We start from the raw sequence: 17,031 nt of genomic DNA on the forward strand, positions 1-17,031 counted from the left end.
GAGTCAGTCGGTCTGGCGGGCGGCCGCGAGGGCCATCTGCTTCTTGGCGGCGGGGTGGTACTTGACGGTGCCGGGGCGGCGGCGGGGCGGGGTTCCGCCGTTGCGCTTGCGGCCGTCCTCGCCGGGCGTCTTCGGTGCCTTCGTGCGAGCTGTGGAGAGCTCGTCGCCGACGGCGGGCGTTTGGGAATCGACCTGCGGGTTCGCGTCCTTCTGCGGGCCGTCGAGGGGACCGTTCTGGGCGATGCGGACGGCACGCTTGGCGGTGCGCATGTGGGCGATCCGCTCGGCCGTCGAGCCAGGCTCGGCACCGTGGATCTCCACGCACGCCCGGGTGTAGGTCTTCTCGCTCGGGACAACCTTCGGCGCCTTCGCGCCGCGCAGGCTCAGCAAGCCCGAGCGGCGGCCGGGACAGACTTCGCCGTACGCGGCGGCGAGGTCGAGAGCCCGCTCCCACACGTCGGTGTCACGGGCGGCGCGGGCGGCGTTGACCGCGTCCAGGCGCTGGAGTTCGGCACGGGCCGTACGGCGCTCGGCCCGGCGCACGGAACGCGGGGTGCGCCCCTCCCGCTTGGTGATCCGGCCGTGCTCGTGCAGGTCCCAGATCATCGGGCCGATCACTGAGCACAGCGCCCCGCCGATCCCGGTCGCCATGCCGTACTCTGCACTGCCGTGCGCGTAGTTGATCCCGGCGGCGATCAGCGCCTGGATGAGCGCTCCGAGCCGGTAGTGCCAGGACGGGCGGCCCTCGTCGATGGCGGCCTGCGCCCCGCACAGCAGTGCCCAGGCAACGCCCTCCAGGACGAACGGGGCGGCGACGAGGAACCAGGCGTGCGGGTCCCAGAACGCCATGACCTGCAGCGGCAGCGATACGACGATGCACACGGCGGCGATCGCCTTCGCGGCCTTGCGCCAGGTCGCGGCGGACTTCGCCGCACGGGCCTTGGCCTCGGCTGCCTCCCGGCGGGCCTCATCACGGCGCCGGCGCTCCTCGGCCGCCCCGTCGAGGTCGCGCTGGATGTCCTTCTGCGCCTTCGCGCGGGCCCGCTCGTTCGCCAGCTCCTGGCGGACGCGCTCGCCCTCGTTCTTGATGCGCCGGGCTTCGGCGTCGGCCTGCAGCTGCTCGGCACGCGCGAGGCCCTCGGCGTACGTGCCGCCGGACTTCTCGGGGTGCAGGTCGGTGACGCTCACCGCGTTCCCCTCTCCCACGCGGTGGCCACCGCCACCTGGCCGCTTCGGGACATGCCGCCGATGAGCAGGTGAGCGGCCTCAGCAGCGGCAATCTGCTGGTCGCCGATCTCGAAGTACTCGTCGAACTCGGCGGCGCTCCACTTCTCGGGGCTGCCGTGCCGCTCGCGGAACTGCTCTAGGGCCCTCATGCCGCGACCCCCGTTTCGCGCTTGCGCTCGGCGAGCCGTCGGCGGATAAGGCGCCGCTCGGGCGGGGTGGTGCCGCCGAGGATTGCGAATTCATCGCCATGGCGCAGCGCCTGTACCAGGCAGCTCCGCATGACCGGGCAGCGTCGGCATACGGCCTTGGCGGCCTCGACGGCCGCCGTGTCGGTCTCGCGGGGGAAGAAGAGAGCGGTGTCGTAGCCGGCGCACGCGGCCTGGCGCTCGATGTTCTCGTCGAGGCGGTGCGCGGTGCGCGTGGCCCTCTCCGCCATCTGCGCCCGCCAATTGGACGAGGCCGCAACGGGTTTCGAGGTCTCGGCGAGGCGCCCACCGGTACGGCGCGGGGTAGCCACGTCAGACCACCTCGGCAATGGTGTTCTCGGCCCGCCAGGAGGCCGTCCAGTCGGCTACGTCGATGAGTTGGCCGGACTTGGTGGCGGACTCCATCAGCAGCTCGATCGCCTTGATGGGTACGAGGATGCGACCCCGGATCTTGATTCCGGGGAACTCGTCTTCCTTGATCGCCCGCCACAGCGTCTGGTAGCTGACGCCGAGCTGTTCGGCAGCCTCACCGATGGTGATGGCGAGGCGGTTGGGAGCGATGCCGCCCTTGACGCGCCGCAGCTTCACAGCGGGGGCCGACTGACTAGCCTGGTCCTGCATCGTGCCTCCTGATCAGAGCAGGGGGTGGGTGTCGGCCTCGGCGAAGGGCTTTGTGGTGGTGGTGCACCACGGGCCGAACTTCGTCGGGGCCGCTGTGCTTGCTGCAGCCGAGCCCAGGACTCGACCTGAATCGACGCAGGTCGACACGGGATTCGGAGCAACGGAATGCCATGCGCAATCAGGGGCGATCCCTGGAGCACGCTTGCTAGCTTAGTGAGATGTTCATCAAGCTAGCAAGGGGGCATGCTGAAAGACTCATCAAGCGAGTAGGCGACTATCGTGGGATCAGGCCAACGAAGGGTGTAGTCGTGCCAGGTCGCATGTGGGAGTCCGACTCGGTCGCCTACCTGACACCGCGTGGTGCAGGGGAGAGCGATGCCTGGAGTCAGGAGTTGGGGCGTCAGCAACGTCAGGGTTCGCAGCGGATCGTTGATGTGCGCGAGTTGGAGCCGCCGCCGTCGATCGCGGCTGCCCTGGGCCTCAAGGCCGGCGAAACGGCTGTCGTGCGGCGACGGATCATGTACGTGGATGATCAGCCTGTGGAGCTGACGGATTCGTACTACCCGGCGGTTATCGCTCGCGGCACAGCTCTCGCGGAGGTCCGCAAGATTCCCGGAGGTGCTGTCACCCTCATGGCCGAGCTCGGATTCGCGATCAGTGAGGTCAGCGAGGACGTGACTGTGGACATGCCGAGCCAGAAGGTCCGGGAGGCGCTGCGCCTGGACGAGGGCGAACCCGTGCTCGTACTCACGCGCACCAGCACCACGTCCGATCGGCAGCCCGTGGAGGTATCCCAGATGACCATGCTGCGTGGTCATCGACTCACCTATCAGACCAAGGTCGGCTGATCCATGGCGAAGCACACTGACACTCGTCCAGCGCATCACAGAATCGCGGCACAGATCCGTGCGGAGATCATGTCTGGTGATCTCGCAGCCGGTCAGCAATTGCCGATCACGCAAGACCTCGTAACGCAATACGGAGTGTCCAGCCAGACGATTCAGCGGGCCCTCGGGCTGCTGAAGGCGGAGGGCTGCATCGTCGGCCGATCCGGCCGCGGTGTCTTCGTACGGGACAGCCCGCAACAGGCATTCGACAGCGTCGCGACGATGCCGCCGGCCCGGGACGGCGAACCCTACGTGTGGATCAAGGAAGCCGCCAAGCAGTCGAAGGTCGGGACCAACAAGATCCTGCGCGTTGCGGAGGTCGTGCCGCCGACGCACGTCCGTGATGCGCTCGGACTTGAGCCAGGGGAGACGGTCGCGATGCGCGAGCGTTTGCTGCTTTTGGACGAGGACCCGGCCGAACTTGTCTGGTCCTACTACCCCATGGACATCGCCCAGGGCACCGCTCTTCTCGAACGCAAGAAGATCAAGGGTGGATCGCCCACGCTTCTGGCCGACAAGGGCTACCCGCCGCGCGAGATGGTCGACAGGGTGTCGTGCCGCCCCCCGACCGAGGAAGAGTTCGTCGGCCTGGAGCTGCCGACGGAAGTGCCCGTGCTCAGGACCTTTCGCGTCGTCTACTCGGACAACGCCAAGCCCATCGAGGTGACGGTCATGGTCAAGGCCGCGCATCTCCATGAGCTGCTGTACCGCGTCCCGCTCGACCTCGACTGAGCCGGCCAACTCAGACCACCTCGGCAACGGCGGTCTCGGCACGCCACGAGGCCGTCCAGTCGGCTACGTCCACGAGCTGCCCGGAGTGGGTGACCGACTCCATCAGCAGCTCGATTGCCTTGATGGGCACGACGATGCGGCCGCGGATCCTGATCCCGGGGAATTCGCCGTCATGGATCGCTCGCCACAGCGTCTGGTAGCTGACGTCGAGCCGCTCGGCCGCCTCAGCGATGCTGATGGCAAGCCGATTGGGTCTGCTGCCGCCTTTGACGCGCTGCAGCGTCACAGCGGGGGCGGGGCGATCGGTCTGGTCGTGCATCGAGTCTCCTGCGTGTTCAGGGGTGATGTCTCGGGCCTCTGTGACGGATCCGTAAGGTGCAGGAACGCACCGCGATCCGACTTCTCGGTCCTTGATCTCCTGACGCTGACAGGAATTGCAAGCGCGGAGCGGCGGAGAGCGTCGAACTACCCGCAGGGCGGGAATCTTTCTTCTCAACTTCCTGCCAGGCGGGAAGGTGAGCCGCTGCGCAACTCGGTGTCGAGAGCGGGGAGTAGCGGCGGCAACTACCGAGGAAGGGCCATCTCTTCCAGGCCTGCACGCCGGCACTGGGTTGGACCAACTTCAGCCCGACGGGGCGCAAAGCCCTTCCTTGTATGCCCCCTCGGATCCGTCGCTGGCATCGGCAGGCAGGTGCGCTCGAAGCCAGACAGCCTGTTCGGCTTCGAGCGCACGGGCGCGAGGCCATGTCGACGCACACGACCTACGTAGCAGAGAGTGATGGAATTCGTCGGGTCGGGTTGTGTGCAGGCCCAACCCCTTGCCAGGCGACAGGGATTACAGGGTAAATCGCTGACCAGGCACTTTGCTCCTGTCCGGGGGTGCAGGGCAATGACAGGGATTACAGGGTTGAACGTTCAACCCTGTAATCCCTGTCATTGCCCTGTGCTTATCCCTGTCGGTGTTTTCGCAGGTCAGCGATTTACCCTGTAATCCCTGTCGCGTCAGGGTCTCCGAGCAGCAACCGGCATACCGGTAGTCACGGAACGTGTCTGCGTGGGCGTCGAGGACGCGCCGCGGGAAACAGCCCAGGCGCTCGTTCGAGAGGCTTCTGTCGGTCGCCCCGTACAGCCCTGGGGCCTCGGTCTCTCACGTCGTTCGCGAGCGTCACGGATGGGCCCCGGTGCCCGCCTGGTAGGAAGCGAAGAAATTGGTTTCCCGTCCCACGGGAAGTGCGGCGGTCCGGGCCGTTCCGGCCTTGTGACCAGGACCAATATCAGGGCATCAAGGGCCACCGGAGGTAACCATGATGCCCAGTGAACAGTGGATCGAAGTCCTCTCTCGCGTTGAAGAGCTGAGCCGCCGAGTCCATGACCTGGAAGTGAGAACCGCCGCCCTCGAGCGGGGCACCGCGCGAACAGAGCAGCGTTCAGAGAGCGACCCGAGCCCGGTTCACCGGTCGATACGAGACGTCGCATGAGGCCCGAGAGCGTAGCTGGACAGCCTGTCCGGCCTGCCACGCGTCCGGCAGAGCCTGGCACCTGTGCGGCGGCCGAGTACGGCGACGTACGTGTGATCAAAGAGCAGGGGAGGACAAAGGGGGTTCCCCTTGCGGAGAACCCCGGCAGGCCCGGTGAGAAGCACACGCACGGCACGGGGAGGCGCGGCCGGTGACCTGGGTTACGAAGATCACGGAGGACGTGCAGGTCGATTACCGGCTCAAGCAGCAGGCCGGATGCGACGTGGTCGAGTCCGACGGTGTCGTCTTGGACGATGACGAGGACCAGGCTGTCGACTACCGACTGCGACCCGAGAGCGGATCCGCTCTGGTCTGGATGGGCAGCGGCCTGGAGGCCGTCGGGCTCATCGAGGGAGCCGAGCTCGACGAGGAGGGCAAGCAGGCCGCCCGCCTCCTGATGGCCGGCTGTCATCCCGAGACCGGCGCCCGCCTGCTCAAGTCCCACACTTCGGTGCGCGCACACGAAAAGGCTCAGCTGACCACCGCCCGGCTTGTTGAGGCCATCGAGAAGGCCGCCGAGGAAAAGGGCGTTGAGCCGGGCGAACTGTTAGAGGGAAAGCCGAAGCAGAAGCGCGTATTCGAGCAGCAGCAGCGCAACGTTCATCGCTTCGGTGACATGCACCGGATGCAGGTGACCACCCTTCACAAACTTGCGCGTGCTGCCGGGATTTCCCTGGACGACGTCTATGGCGAAACGGAACTCGCCACGGCACGGGAGAACAAAGACCTCCGTGTCGACGACCGTGTCCGGGGCTGGGACGTGGTCCTCGACCTCCCCAAGTCCGACAGCGTGGTGCAGGCCCTGATGGACCTGCTCCCGGCAGAGAAGCTGCGCGAGCTGGTCCACCAGGCCAAGGGCGACACCTTCCGGCAGATGGAGCGATGGGCCGGGTACGCGGTCGGCAGCAAGGACGGCGAACCGGTGCGGCTCGCCACCGGGGGACTGCTCGCCTGGAGTGTCGAGCACCAGAGCGCCCGCCCGATCCGGGCCGGGGAGCCTGGCGACCCTCACCTGCACCTGCACGTCACCGTCGCCAACGTGGCGCTGTGCGAGGACGGCAAGTGGCGGTCGATTGCCAACAGCGGGAGCGACCTGCACCGCCACGCCTCAGCCCTGGACGCCTACTTCAAGGCCCGCGTTCGCGCGCTCACGTACGAGCACTTCGGCATCCGGCGGGTGCGCAACGAACGCACCGGTGCCTGGGAGATCGTCGGCATCCCCGAGCAGGTGCGCGACCACTTCTCCCGCCGGGCCGCGCTCGTCGACGAGAAAGCCGGCGCCGACGCCAGCCGCCAGGAGAAGCAGGCCGTCTCCATGGCGACCAAGCGCGACAAGCTCGACGTCGACGCGGCCACGATGCGCGAGAGCTGGAGGCAGCGGGCCGAACAGGTCGTCGACGACGTCGACGCGATGCTGGCCGCGGCCGCCCCTGGTCCGCCAGGCCCGCCCAGCTCGGACGGCGGCACCGGTGTCGACGGGCCCGGCGCCGGCCCGTGCGTCCCGCCGCCCGGCGACATCGCGGCCGTCGTGTTCGACCCCAAGGAAGGGCTGACAGCGAACGACAAGACGTTCAGCCGCGCGCAGCTCCTGGCGGCCGTGGCGAACGCGCTGGAGTTCGGGATCGATGCCGACCCGGACAGTCTGGAGCGGCTGTGCGATGACGTCCTGGCGGCCGAGGGCTACGCGGTGCGCGTGCCCACCATCGGGTCCACCGTCATGTCGTCCGTCGACCGCTACACCACCCAGGACATCCTCGATGCCGAGGAGAGCGTCCGTCGCCAGGCGCTGGAGAGGTTCGGTAGCGGCGCCGTGCAGCTCACCGGCGACCAGGCCGCGGCCGCCATCGGCGTCTTCCAGGTCGCCGCCGGGTTCGAGCTGTCCGAGGAGCAGTCCGCCGCGGTGACCCGGGTGCTGACCGCCGGGCACGGCATCGACGCCATCGTCGGCGTCGCGGGCGCGGGCAAGTCGACGCTGATGGAGGCGTGCCGGATCGGCTGGGACGCCACCGGCACCACGTACGTCGGCGCGGCCCTCGCCGCGGTCGCCGCGAAGAACCTGACCGATGCCTCCGGAATCCCGGCCCGGACCGTGGCGGCCTGGCTCGGCGAGATCGAGAACGGCAACGGACTGCGCGGCATCGACGTCCTGGTCGTGGACGAGGCGACGATGGTCGACGACCGCGCGGCGGCCGCGCTGATGACCGAGGCCGCGCGCACCGGCACGAAGGTCGTCGGCATCGGCGACCACCTGCAGCTGCAGGCGATCGGCCCCGGCGGCTGGTTCCGCGAGGTACACCGCCTGGTCCACGGACTCACCCTCACCGAGAACCGCCGCCAGGAGGACGCCGCCGAACGGGCCGCGCTGGACGTCTGGCGCACCGGCGACCACGAACTGGCGCTGCGGATGCTCGCCGAGGGCGGGCGTCTGCACCCCGCCGAGACCGCCGAGGACGCCCGCTCCCAGATCCTCATGACGTGGGACGAACTGCGCCTTCAGCAGTGGGCCGACCCGCACGACCTCATCGCCAACATGGTGGTGCTCGCCGCCCGCAACAGCGACGTCGACGCGCTCAACCTCGGCGCGCAGGCGATCCGCCGCGAGGCCAGCGAACTCGGCGACGAGCACACCTACGCCCTGCCCGGCGGCGACACCCTCACCCTCGCGGTGGGCGACATCGTCCGCGTCCGGGAGAACGACTACCGCAGCCGCCGCGGCGAGGGCCCGGACATGCTCAACGGCTACCGGGCCGTCGTCACGGCGATGGACGACAACCACCGGGTCGAGATCACCTGGCGGGTCAGGGACGCCAAGGCCCCCGGCGGCTACCGCCACGAGTCCGGCTGGGTGACCTCGCAGAAGGTCGCCAGCGATGCGCTGTCCCTCGGCTACGCGATGACGATCGCCGCGAGCCAGGGCCTGACGTGCAACACCTCGCTCATGTACGGGCACGGCGCGAACGCCTTCGCCACTTATCCCGGCATCACCCGGGCCCGGCGCCAGAACCACCTGTGGCTGCCGCTGGCCGTCCTCGAGGACGAGCAGACCCGGGCCCGGCTCGGCGAGTCCCGCACCGAGAAGGAGCGCCTGGAACGGGCGATCGATGCCTTCGCCCGCTTCCTGGGACAGTCCCGGCCGGACGGCATGGTCTCCAACCTCCTGCAGGAACCGCCGGTCCCCGCGCCGCTCCCCCGGCAGCGCGACCTGTCCGCCGAGGAGGCCCGCGCCGACGCCGAACGCAAGCTCCGCCAGACCCGCATGGCATGACATGGGCGGGCCAAGTCGGTGTCCTTCTCCCACCGCCAGGCGCAGAGCGAGGCCCAGCACGAGGAGCAGTCCCGGCGTGCCGAGGAGAAGGCTAAGCAGCTGCTCGCCCGCATCAAGGCCGGTGCCGAGGAACGCGCGGTCCCGTCGTGGACGAAGCGTATCTACGGCACCGCCTCGCCCCAGGAGCTGAACCGGCTGATCGCTGAGGGCGACCGGCTCGCCGCCGATGCCGAGGCCACCGCCGCCGAGGCGGACACGCTGGCCCGGGAACTTGCCGCGCGCCTCGATCAGGAGAAGGCCACCGGACAGCCCACCCGCGGGCAGCGGTTCGCCACCGAGGCCGGGGATGTCCTCGACCAGGCGGACGCCCATGTCGCCACCGCACGGGAGCACCTGCAGACCGCGTTCACCGCGGCCGGCCACGCCGACGACCGCGCCCGGCAGCTCGACAAGCTCGCCGAGAGCGAGGGCAAGAGCCGTATCGCGCTGCGTCTGGAGGGGACGTCGCTGAAGGAATACCGCGAGCAGACCGAGCGCCTGTCCGGGGAGCGCGCCGGATACCTGGACATGGAGGCCGACGCGAAGCGGGACGCCCGGCAAGCCCTGCAGGATGCATGGGCGCAGGTGCAGCAGAGCCGGTTCGCAGAGAGCTTCGGTGTGGCGAGCGCGCCGGTGCCGCCCGCCGACGTGGAGAAGGTCGCCGAGCGGCTCATGGAGATGCGCTCCGGCGCCGAACGGCGCGGCCACAGCATGGACAAGCGGGACCGTGACGATGTCGGCCGTGTCACCCGGAAGGCGGGCGAGTTCCGGGGGTACGCCGCCAGCAACCGGGCCCAGGCCGCCGACGCCCGCGCCGAGAAGGTTCTGCGCGCCACGCTTGCCGAGAAGTTCCCCGAGCTGTACGACCGGGAGGTCACAGCACGCTGGGTCCACCAGCAGGCCCAGCAGGCGAAGCAGGCCGCCACCCTGCACCCGCAGCCGGACCAGTCCAGGGGGCGGGGCATGAGGTAGCCCCGACTTGCCGTGCAAGTTGCCCTACAACTTGCCTCCAGGAGGCGGCCGACGGTGACGGTGCGGGCGTCTGACCTGGAATTCAAGGGGGCGCCTCGCGAGCTCCGGCACGCCGACTACTTTCCTGTGGCACCCCTCGACGCGGGGACGCGAGCCGACCTCATGACCCGTAGGAATTCCTACGGCTCGTCATGACGGTCCCTCGCGGGCCACCGCCTGGTGGTGGAGAGCAGGTTGCCGGTGGCCGCTTCTCGCAGGCCATGCCGGAAGCGGGTCCACCGTGCGGGCGGCGCCGACGCCGGAAGTGAACGAGAAGAGAGGTATCGAGTCGCGGGCACCCGCAGGGGTGGGTTGGCCGTCAGCTTCGGTGGTCTCCCCGGGAGACGGCTGTCCTCCAGCGTCGCGGGCGAGCCAGCGGTTCGAGTGCGGGGCGCAGTGCCTCGTGGAAGGCCTCCAAGGACCTGGTGACCCGATCCCCGTTGTCGAAGTGGTCGGTGACCGACGTGAAGACTTCTTCGACCGCAACGGCCAGCCCCGGCTCCTGGCGCCTCATCAGTGGTGCGACGGCCGTCCCGAGTCGGCTGAGGGGCGCCGCCAGTGCTGCCGCCGACGTCGCGCTCACCTGGTCCCACTGACCGATCACGCGGGCAAGCTCCCCGTAGCCTGCCCAGACGGCTGAGGATCCCCGCTCCCTGAACCCGGCATAGGCCGCGCCACCCCCGAGGACTCCTCGTAGAAGGACGATCCCTCTGGCCCTCCATCCGCCGTACAGGTGGTCATGGGTGTTGCCCGCTACTTTCACCGCCAGCACTGCGGCAACCAGTTCGTTCGCCTGCGCTTCCAACGCGGCCCGGTCCGAAGCCGCTTCCCTGCGGGCCTCGGTCCGGCTGTTCCGTCTGTCGTTCTCCCACGCCCCCAGGAAGAGGAGGACCACAGCACCAGCAGCGCTGGCCGCCGTGTTGAGCAGATCACTATCCATGACCTCCTGGACATCCCAGTGGGCCCACCGGTTCCGCCCGCGTCCCTCGTGCACTCGTACGAATCTCCGCACTCTGTGCAAGGAGTCGAGCGGGCGGAAACGGCCTCTGTTCAGAACCGCGTCAGGACGCAGCCCGCAGAACGCTCGGCACGTCGGCCGGGTCGGCTAGGAGCACGACCAGGGCCCGGGTGCCGATCTATGTGGTGCTCCGGGGGAACTTCACGACTCCCATGCCAATGCTGAACGCCCCAACGGCGGCAGCGGTACCGGCAACTGATGCCGCGTACGGCGTGAGGTGGCCCGCAGTCCCAGCGAAGATGCCGTAGCACCAGGGGAGGCGTAATCGGTGGCCCTCCATGCCTGCGAGGAGTCTGGAAGATCCCTACCCATAGGGATTCACGAGAGGGTGACCCCGGAGTTTTGGAGAATCCCGCTTTAGAATCCATACGGGTAGGGATTCTCCGTGGTTGCAGGGTAGATATCCCTACGCGTAGGGATTATTTCAGCCTGGGTGGGGGTTAACTGTCATCGCTGAGACACGGCTTAACGGAATTGGGCTGCATCAGCGCTGCTGGGCTCTCCCGGGGGTGGTTCCCCGGGAGCCTGGCGTTGAACTTCGCGAGGCCCCGCCCTACGGGGTGGGGCTCCTTGCGTTCAGGGGAGCGTGCCGCCGAGCGGGGCGAGTCCGGCAAGTTGCTTCGCGGAGACGCATGGTGAATACGCGTAAGGTAGTCGGCCTCCTGAACTCCTGTCTGTGGTGGCTGAGTTATCGACCGCCTTCGCTCGTGCCGTAAGATTCTTCGCTAAGTCGATGGTGGACCTTTTCGAGGTCCTCTCTCGTTGATGCACCCAATTCCGTGTACGCGGCAGGGGTTTCGGACTAACCACCCGACGCCCTCCGCGATCAAAGACCTGTCTCAGAAGTGGATGGTGTCGCGTTGGACGCGAACCTCACGATCCTGCTTATCTTCCTCGCGGTGCTGGCCGCGGCCTGCTACACGATCCGTCGTCTGTCCAACACGCCGGCGCGGGTCGTCGCCGTGCTCGTGGCACTGGCGACACTGGTGGGCGCGCTCAACCCGATGGTGTCCCTGCTCAGCGAGCCGCAGCGCACGCCCGCCGAGACCGTGGCCCCTGCCATGCCGCCCGTCTCGTCGGCATCTGCCTCTGGTCAGCCGAAAGTGCCGTCATCGGTGCCTGCGGCCGTATCGACGTCGACCGGTCGGTGATGGCGGTGGCGATCGAAGAGCCCGAACAGCCCGGCCGTCGGGTGGTGTATGCCCCGACCCGTCGTGGCGTACGTCTGGCAGTCCTCTCCTCCGCAGAGGCTGTCTTCGGAGGGCAGGACCTGTCGCAAGACATCATCCGTGAGATCGCGTTCCGGGCCAGGTTGATCACCAACAGGCGAGGCGACGTGTGTTTCGGCAGTGACATGGGGCGCTTGTTCCTCCTGGAGCGCGGGTGCGTACGAGAGGACTTCCCGGACGGTATGGCGCGACTGTGGGGGCCAGGCGCGCTGATCGGTGACTGGACCGGTGCAAAGGACTCCCAGACGCGGGTAACGGTTCTGTCGGACGACAGCGCCGCGCTGGTAGTCGCTCCTGTGGACATCGCCCAGCTCACCGCAGTACATGGCCCGGGTCTCGCCTACGCCCTCGGACGCATGAGCATGCGCCGCCTGCACGCCGCGGAGACGGTGTACGGAGCGAACAGGCTGCCCCCCCTGCCAAGGGTCGCCAAGCTCCTGTTGTTCCTCGCGAACCACTTCGGCTACTACGACACGCGCCGCCGTGACGGACAGCGCGTCACAACGATCGCCACGCAGGGCTCAGTCGAAGGGCCGTCGCAGGCGGACTTCGCCGACGCCCTCGGGATCAGCCGGGCGTCGGTGGAAAATGCCATCGCCGCTCTGCGTGACCGCGGGGTGTTGCAGAAGCGGCGCCCAGAAGAACGCCGCACCAACCGGCGATACGTGATCATGGACCGCGAGGAGCTTGCCCAAGTCGTACGCGCTCCGTGATGCGCCTGAGCGCGAAGGGGCCCGGGGCCGTTTGCATGGCCCCGGGCCCCTTCGTGCGGTATGGGCATGCGAAACGGGGCTTGGGGTCCCAGGTGCTGCTGGCGGGGTCGTCGGCGGGCCAGGGGGTTCCGGTGCCGGGGGTGGTGCGCAGTTCGGCAGCGCGGGCGCGGTCTCGCTGATTCCACTTGTGGACGTCGCGCCCGACCCCCATCCATTCCATTTGGGGAGGCTAAAACGGTCGAGGGTGGGCCTGCTGAACTCCCGGAGCCGCATGCGGCCTCCGTACGCGAATCCCGGACGCGATCTCGGCGGGTTCCTCTTCGGCTGCCTCACTAGTTGAGCGACTTCGAGGTGGGGTCACGGTGGTCGACGGCATGGGCGTGGCGGTGGCGGTGGTCGACGGCACGGGCTTGTCGATCTCGACCCTCTCGACGCCGCTCGAAAGGTAGCCGCCGATCGTGATGACCGCCACGGCCGCAGTCAGCGCGAGGACCAGCCGCTCGCCCTTGGACATGCCTACGGGCTGAGCTGTCGGCGTAGCGGGGGTGGTCGGCTCGGACAACTGGTGGACGCCGAACCCGGTGAGAATCCCCACGACCGTCCATACGACGGTGCCGAAGTCGAACGTGATGTGCACTGGCACTGGCCCCTTAGTTCGGGGGTGCCCGGTACCCGAGCGGCCCCTCTATCCAGGCTCGCCGCGAGCCCAGTCCCGCACGTTGCGTGCTGGCACATACATCAGTGAGTCGGAGCCCTCCTGTGTTAGGTGGACCCGGGCCCGATTCAGCAGCTTTGGCGGGGACGTGGACCGGCACCAGTACGACGTTGCCGGACAGGACGCCGGGCGAGTCGACGCCTCGCCATGGCGCACGCGTCGGTCGTCGCCATACCGGCACCGCCGAGCGCGGGACCGGGAAGAACCCCGGCGGTGGGACCGTCGGGGCTCTTCCGGTACTTGCGTGCGACGGGTCAGTTGCCGGGGGTGTCGACGCCGTTGACGCAGGTGTTGCCGAAGGCCGGGTTCAGTAGGCCGACCACGCCGACCGAGTTGCCGCACACGTTGACGGGCACGTGGACCGGAATCTGCACGACGTTGCCGGACAGGACGCCCGGCGAGTCGACGGCCGCGGCTTGGGCACCCGCGTCAGCCGCTGCCATACCGGCACCGCCGAACGCCAGGGCACCGGCGCCGAGCACGGCGGCGGCTGCTTTTGCGATGCGAATGATCACGTTCTCCTTTGGTCAGATGACGACTGGATCTCGACTCGCGCCCGCACTTAGTTGTTCCTGTGCGCGGCCTCCCGCGTTCCCCGCGAGGCGCACAGCATTGTGGGCGCGGTCAAGGTCGCCACCGGGCGACGCGCCGGCCGCTCTCGCGGCGTCGGCGTCAAGGACAACAGGACCCGGTCGACCAGGTGCACGACCGCGGACCAGGTCAGGGCCAAGTACGAGCCGACCCACAAGGTGAGACTCGCCCTGGGGCGCTTGGTCATTTTCATCTCTCGTTTCTCTCCTTCACGAGCGGTGAGTGGAGCAACCCACCCCCGGTGCGCACGGGACGTTGGCCAACGTCCCGTGCGCCCGGGGGAACGGTTACTCCCGGCGCACGGGACGCTGGCCAGTGGAGCGTCCCGTGCGCCTGGGGGGACGGTTACCTCGCCAGGGGCGACACCCCCAGACGCGCTCGGATTGCGGGGAGCTTCAGCTTGTCCCGGGCCGCTTTCAGCGACTGGCGGACCGCGCCCGGCGACACCTTGCCGCCCAACGCCTCGCTGATCTCGAAACAGTTCATGCCTTTGGCCTCGGCGAGCAGGAAGATCCTGTACTGCTGGTCGCTGAGCACCCTCTGGAGGAGCGGCAGCTTGTCCTTCAGTGACTCCTGGGTCTCGTTCAGCACCACGACGTCCTCGGCGGTGACCGAGTCCTCGGTGTCCAAGAGATGGGTGTCGTCCCCGACGGGGTGCTCACGCTTTTGCTGCTCCGCGATCTCCTTGCGGTGCTTGCCCGCCTCGCGCTTGCAGATCTTCTTCATGTAGGCGAGCACACTGCCCTTGAGGGGCTCCTCGGTGTTCTCCAACCTCGTGTGCAGGCTCTTTATGGCCTTTGCGAAGACCTCCGTCTCGTGTTCGGCCGTCGCCCACGCGCGGGTGTACCGGCGGAGGGGTCCCTCATTGCGCCTGACCGTCTCCCACTGCTCCCGCGACAGTGGGGACAGCGAGGGCGAGGGCTCACCCAGGGTGTGTAGCTCCTGGTCGGCCTTTCGCCAGCGCTTGGGGTTAGTGGTCACTGTTGTCCTTCACGGTCGAGACCTCTGCCCAGAGGCAGAGGGGGCACCAGAGCGCTCTAACACCCACTTCAGGTACCTAGCCCCTCCGAGTGTTTGTGTGATGCGCGTCACATCGCCTTGAGGGGTGACGCCCGCCCCTGCAATCCAATTTCGCCAAGGGGGCTTAACCGGTCGCTCGCGCTCTCACGACGTTGCAACCCGCAGCGATGCCTGAGTGTCCTCATTGGGTATGAGCGCACATCGGCCTCGACGCCATACCGAGCAGCGCGGCTTACGACTATGGCCGGTCGGACCAGTCCTTGCCCTGACGTTCACCGTGGCGGTCCTAGTGGCAGGTGGAGTGTTCTACACCGGATGGGACCTGCTTGAAACACGTGGCCTCAAGCCCGAGCACCGCATCGACTCCGGGACGCTGTTCGACTTGGTGAAGCTGTCCTTCGGTGTCGTCGCCGGGGCTGGCGCCCTGGTCGCCCTGGTGGTGGCCTATCGGCGCCAGCGCGTCGACGAGGACGGCGCACGCCGCGAAGCCATCCGCCTGCACACCGAACGCTTCACGCAGGCCGTCGAACAACTCGGCTCCGACTCCCCGGCCGTCCGGCTAGGGGGCGTCCACGCCCTGACCGGACTCGCAGACGACGCTCCCGACAACAGCCTGCGCCAGACCTGCATCGATGTCCTGTGCGCCTATCTCCAGCTTCCCTTCACCGCTGACCCCGGCGAAGACCCCGTGCACGAAGAGGAACACCACCGATACCTGGCCTTCCGCAAGGTCCGACACACGATCTTGCGTCTCATCGGTGACCACTACCGACGTCCCAGGGGCACCCGCGGCTCCTGGCAGGGCTGCGATCTCGACCTCACCGGGGTCACTATCGATGGCGACATGTCCTTCGACGGCGCGGGGTTCTCCGGCGGCACGGTGTCTTTTGATGGCGCGACGTTCTCCGGCGGCATGGTGTCCTTCAAGGACGCGACGTTCTCCGGCGGCACAGTGTCCTTCCGTGGCGCGACGTTCTCTGACGGTACGGTGTCCCTCGGCGGCGCGACGTTCTCCGGTGGCGAGGTGTCCTTCGTTGACGCGACGTTCTCCGGCAGCACAGTGAACTTCGCCGGCGCGACGTTCTCCAGCCGCATGGTGTCCTTCTTCCGCGCGACGTTCTCCGGCGGCGAGGTGTCCTTCTACTGCGCGACGTTCTCCGGCGGCGAGGTGCCCTTCGTTCACGCGACGTTCTCCGGCGGCGAGGTGTCCTTCGTTGACGCGACGTTCTCCGGCAGCACAGTGTTCTTCGTCCGCGCGACGTTCTCCGGTGGCGAGGTGTCCTTCATGGACGCGGCGTTCTCCAGCGGCCAGGTGTCCTTCGACGGCGCGGTGCTCTCCAGTGGCAGGCTGGTTTTCCGTGGCGCGACGGGGTCGGTTCCGCGAGTCCGATGACCTAGGGGGCGTAACCGGTCGTCTTCGCCCCCCGCCGGCCGATCCAATGAGAAGAGACGGCGACCAGGCATGTTGGCCAGCCGGTTCCAATCGAGACACTCCGCGTTTCGCCTCCGCCTTCCGCCCCCCTGGGGCGGGAGTCTGTTCACTCCGTGCAGGGCAGGGGGGCGAAGGGCCAGAGGAACTGGACCGACATGTGTCCGAAGAGTCTGCGTGACGCGACGGTGCAGAGCCCGCGGGCGCAGCATCGTCCACGGGCCAGGCGAACGTCATTCCTGATCCGCCCCTGAGTAGTAGGCGTGCAGCGGTTAACGCTGAGATTGATCGTGGTGTCAGGCGCCTGGGCTGCTGGTCGGGCTTCAAGAAACCATCGGCTAATGGATGCCCTCTCCCGACGGGCAGTCAGCTGTCATGCTGAGGAGCTGAACCCACACCTCCGCCCTCTTGGAGAGCAGCGTGGATCTGAGTGCCACTGGCGAACCCGTCATCGTGCAGGACGACACCCAGGTCCAGGTCGGCATCGACCTGCAGCAGGGCAGTCTTACCCTCACTCGGAAGGGCGAGGATTTCGCGGCGTACCACGCTCTGGTGGTGTTCGTCTCTGCCCACGCCGCCCCGTGGGCGGTGCAGGAGGTCAAGTTCGCGGCCAAGCGGCCGGACGGCGAGTCCGTGGGGTTGACCGTGGATCTCCTCAACGACGCCTGGGACGGCCCGCGGGCCGACGTTTCCGCCGCGATCTGGGCGGTCGTGGCCCTCGCCGCGACCTCGGCCGGAGACGTCGGCAACACCTACTTGCCTCCTGGATGCGCCTGATGTGCAGGTGTCGCCAACTTCTCCTGGAATGATC

Annotated in this window: 18 protein-coding genes; 8 read left to right on the forward strand and 10 right to left on the reverse strand. The window is 68.1% G+C overall.

Features of this window, described 5'->3' with window-relative positions; genetic code table 11:
- Positions 1-3: 3 nt before the first annotated feature.
- Genes ACZ4TO_RS27295 through ACZ4TO_RS27310 form a run of 4 tightly spaced genes read right to left on the reverse strand, consistent with a single transcriptional unit; the run spans position 4 to position 2,054 of the window.
- Entirely contained in the window at positions 4-1,188 is a 1,185-nt protein-coding gene (locus tag ACZ4TO_RS27295; RefSeq protein WP_468025459.1) for a hypothetical protein, read from the reverse strand.
- Positions 1,185-1,376 carry a hypothetical protein gene (locus tag ACZ4TO_RS27300; protein WP_468025460.1) on the reverse strand — a complete coding sequence of 64 codons (192 nt, stop codon included), beginning with the start codon at positions 1,374-1,376 and terminating at the stop codon, positions 1,185-1,187. The genes ACZ4TO_RS27295 and ACZ4TO_RS27300 overlap by 4 nt, the downstream gene beginning before the upstream one ends.
- The gene (locus tag ACZ4TO_RS27305) at positions 1,373-1,744 is read right to left on the reverse strand and encodes a WhiB family transcriptional regulator (RefSeq protein ID WP_468025461.1); all 372 of its coding nucleotides are present in this window, start codon (positions 1,742-1,744) and stop codon (positions 1,373-1,375) included. Before ACZ4TO_RS27305 ends, ACZ4TO_RS27300 begins: the two co-directional genes overlap by 4 nt.
- A gap of 1 nt (position 1,745) precedes the next feature.
- On the reverse strand, positions 1,746-2,054 hold the full coding sequence (locus ACZ4TO_RS27310) for a helix-turn-helix domain-containing protein (RefSeq protein WP_468025462.1): 309 nt from the start codon (positions 2,052-2,054) through the stop codon (positions 1,746-1,748).
- Positions 2,055-2,362: 308 nt separating this feature from the next.
- Between ACZ4TO_RS27310 and ACZ4TO_RS27315 the strand changes: the two genes are divergently transcribed.
- Together ACZ4TO_RS27315 and ACZ4TO_RS27320 are read left to right on the forward strand one after the other, a co-directional pair.
- A complete protein-coding gene (locus ACZ4TO_RS27315; protein ID WP_468025463.1) occupies positions 2,363-2,902 on the forward strand; it encodes a GntR family transcriptional regulator in 540 nt (179 codons plus the stop codon).
- Positions 2,903-2,905: 3 nt separating this feature from the next.
- On the forward strand, positions 2,906-3,673 hold the full coding sequence (locus ACZ4TO_RS27320) for a GntR family transcriptional regulator (RefSeq protein WP_468025464.1): 768 nt from the start codon (positions 2,906-2,908) through the stop codon (positions 3,671-3,673).
- A gap of 10 nt (positions 3,674-3,683) precedes the next feature.
- On the opposite strand, the gene ACZ4TO_RS27325 is transcribed toward ACZ4TO_RS27320, so the two are convergent.
- On the reverse strand, positions 3,684-3,992 hold the full coding sequence (locus ACZ4TO_RS27325) for a helix-turn-helix domain-containing protein (protein ID WP_468025465.1): 309 nt from the start codon (positions 3,990-3,992) through the stop codon (positions 3,684-3,686).
- 1,349 nt (positions 3,993-5,341) lie between these two features.
- Here ACZ4TO_RS27325 and mobF point away from each other — a divergent pair.
- Complete coding sequence (gene mobF, locus ACZ4TO_RS27330; RefSeq protein ID WP_468025466.1) at positions 5,342-8,455, forward strand: MobF family relaxase; 3,114 nt, start codon at positions 5,342-5,344, stop codon at positions 8,453-8,455.
- A gap of 18 nt (positions 8,456-8,473) precedes the next feature.
- Entirely contained in the window at positions 8,474-9,466 is a 993-nt protein-coding gene (locus tag ACZ4TO_RS27335) for a hypothetical protein (RefSeq protein WP_468025467.1), read from the forward strand.
- A gap of 358 nt (positions 9,467-9,824) precedes the next feature.
- On the opposite strand, the gene ACZ4TO_RS27340 is transcribed toward ACZ4TO_RS27335, so the two are convergent.
- Positions 9,825-10,445 (reverse strand): hypothetical protein, encoded by a 621-nt coding sequence (locus ACZ4TO_RS27340; protein WP_468025468.1) that lies wholly within the window; start codon positions 10,443-10,445, stop codon positions 9,825-9,827.
- Between the two features lie 938 nt (positions 10,446-11,383).
- On the opposite strand from ACZ4TO_RS27340, the gene ACZ4TO_RS27345 reads away from it, so the two are divergent.
- Both ACZ4TO_RS27345 and ACZ4TO_RS27350 read left to right on the forward strand, forming a co-directional pair.
- Positions 11,384-11,674: a hypothetical protein gene (locus ACZ4TO_RS27345; protein ID WP_468025469.1), complete on the forward strand. Its 291-nt coding sequence runs from the start codon at positions 11,384-11,386 to the stop codon at positions 11,672-11,674.
- Between the two features lie 5 nt (positions 11,675-11,679).
- Positions 11,680-12,465: a Crp/Fnr family transcriptional regulator gene (locus tag ACZ4TO_RS27350; RefSeq protein ID WP_468025470.1), complete on the forward strand. Its 786-nt coding sequence runs from the start codon at positions 11,680-11,682 to the stop codon at positions 12,463-12,465.
- A 229-nt stretch (positions 12,466-12,694) separates the two neighbouring features.
- On the opposite strand, the gene ACZ4TO_RS27355 is transcribed toward ACZ4TO_RS27350, so the two are convergent.
- The 4 genes from ACZ4TO_RS27355 to ACZ4TO_RS27370 form a co-directional block, all read right to left on the reverse strand.
- Positions 12,695-13,102: a hypothetical protein gene (locus ACZ4TO_RS27355; RefSeq protein ID WP_468025471.1), complete on the reverse strand. Its 408-nt coding sequence runs from the start codon at positions 13,100-13,102 to the stop codon at positions 12,695-12,697.
- A gap of 13 nt (positions 13,103-13,115) precedes the next feature.
- Positions 13,116-13,361 (reverse strand): chaplin family protein, encoded by a 246-nt coding sequence (locus ACZ4TO_RS27360; RefSeq protein ID WP_468025472.1) that lies wholly within the window; start codon positions 13,359-13,361, stop codon positions 13,116-13,118.
- 73 nt (positions 13,362-13,434) lie between these two features.
- Complete coding sequence (locus tag ACZ4TO_RS27365; RefSeq protein ID WP_468025559.1) at positions 13,435-13,692, reverse strand: chaplin; 258 nt, start codon at positions 13,690-13,692, stop codon at positions 13,435-13,437.
- A gap of 424 nt (positions 13,693-14,116) precedes the next feature.
- Positions 14,117-14,752, reverse strand: coding sequence for an RNA polymerase sigma factor (locus ACZ4TO_RS27370; RefSeq protein WP_468025473.1), 636 nt, complete (start codon positions 14,750-14,752; stop codon positions 14,117-14,119).
- A 340-nt stretch (positions 14,753-15,092) separates the two neighbouring features.
- On the opposite strand from ACZ4TO_RS27370, the gene ACZ4TO_RS27375 reads away from it, so the two are divergent.
- Together ACZ4TO_RS27375 and ACZ4TO_RS27380 are read left to right on the forward strand one after the other, a co-directional pair.
- Positions 15,093-16,184, forward strand: coding sequence for a pentapeptide repeat-containing protein (locus tag ACZ4TO_RS27375; RefSeq protein ID WP_468025474.1), 1,092 nt, complete (start codon positions 15,093-15,095; stop codon positions 16,182-16,184).
- 456 nt (positions 16,185-16,640) lie between these two features.
- The gene (locus tag ACZ4TO_RS27380) at positions 16,641-16,997 is read left to right on the forward strand and encodes a hypothetical protein (protein ID WP_468025475.1); all 357 of its coding nucleotides are present in this window, start codon (positions 16,641-16,643) and stop codon (positions 16,995-16,997) included.
- Positions 16,998-17,031 lie beyond the last annotated feature (34 nt).

It is taken from the genome of Streptomyces sp. NPDC028298, assembly GCF_055565895.1.

What these genes read in the sequence shown, in the direction of transcription:
- ACZ4TO_RS27340 (WP_468025468.1), bottom strand. Translation starts at nt 10,445, where the DNA reads ATGGATAGTGATCTGCTCAACACGGCGGCCAGCGCTGCTGGTGCTGTG.
- ACZ4TO_RS27310 (WP_468025462.1), bottom strand. Translation starts at nt 2,054, where the DNA reads ATGCAGGACCAGGCTAGTCAGTCGGCCCCCGCTGTGAAGCTGCGGCGC.
- ACZ4TO_RS27320 (WP_468025464.1), top strand. Translation starts at nt 2,906, where the DNA reads ATGGCGAAGCACACTGACACTCGTCCAGCGCATCACAGAATCGCGGCA.
- ACZ4TO_RS27325 (WP_468025465.1), bottom strand. Translation starts at nt 3,992, where the DNA reads ATGCACGACCAGACCGATCGCCCCGCCCCCGCTGTGACGCTGCAGCGC.
- ACZ4TO_RS27300 (WP_468025460.1), bottom strand. Translation starts at nt 1,376, where the DNA reads ATGAGGGCCCTAGAGCAGTTCCGCGAGCGGCACGGCAGCCCCGAGAAG.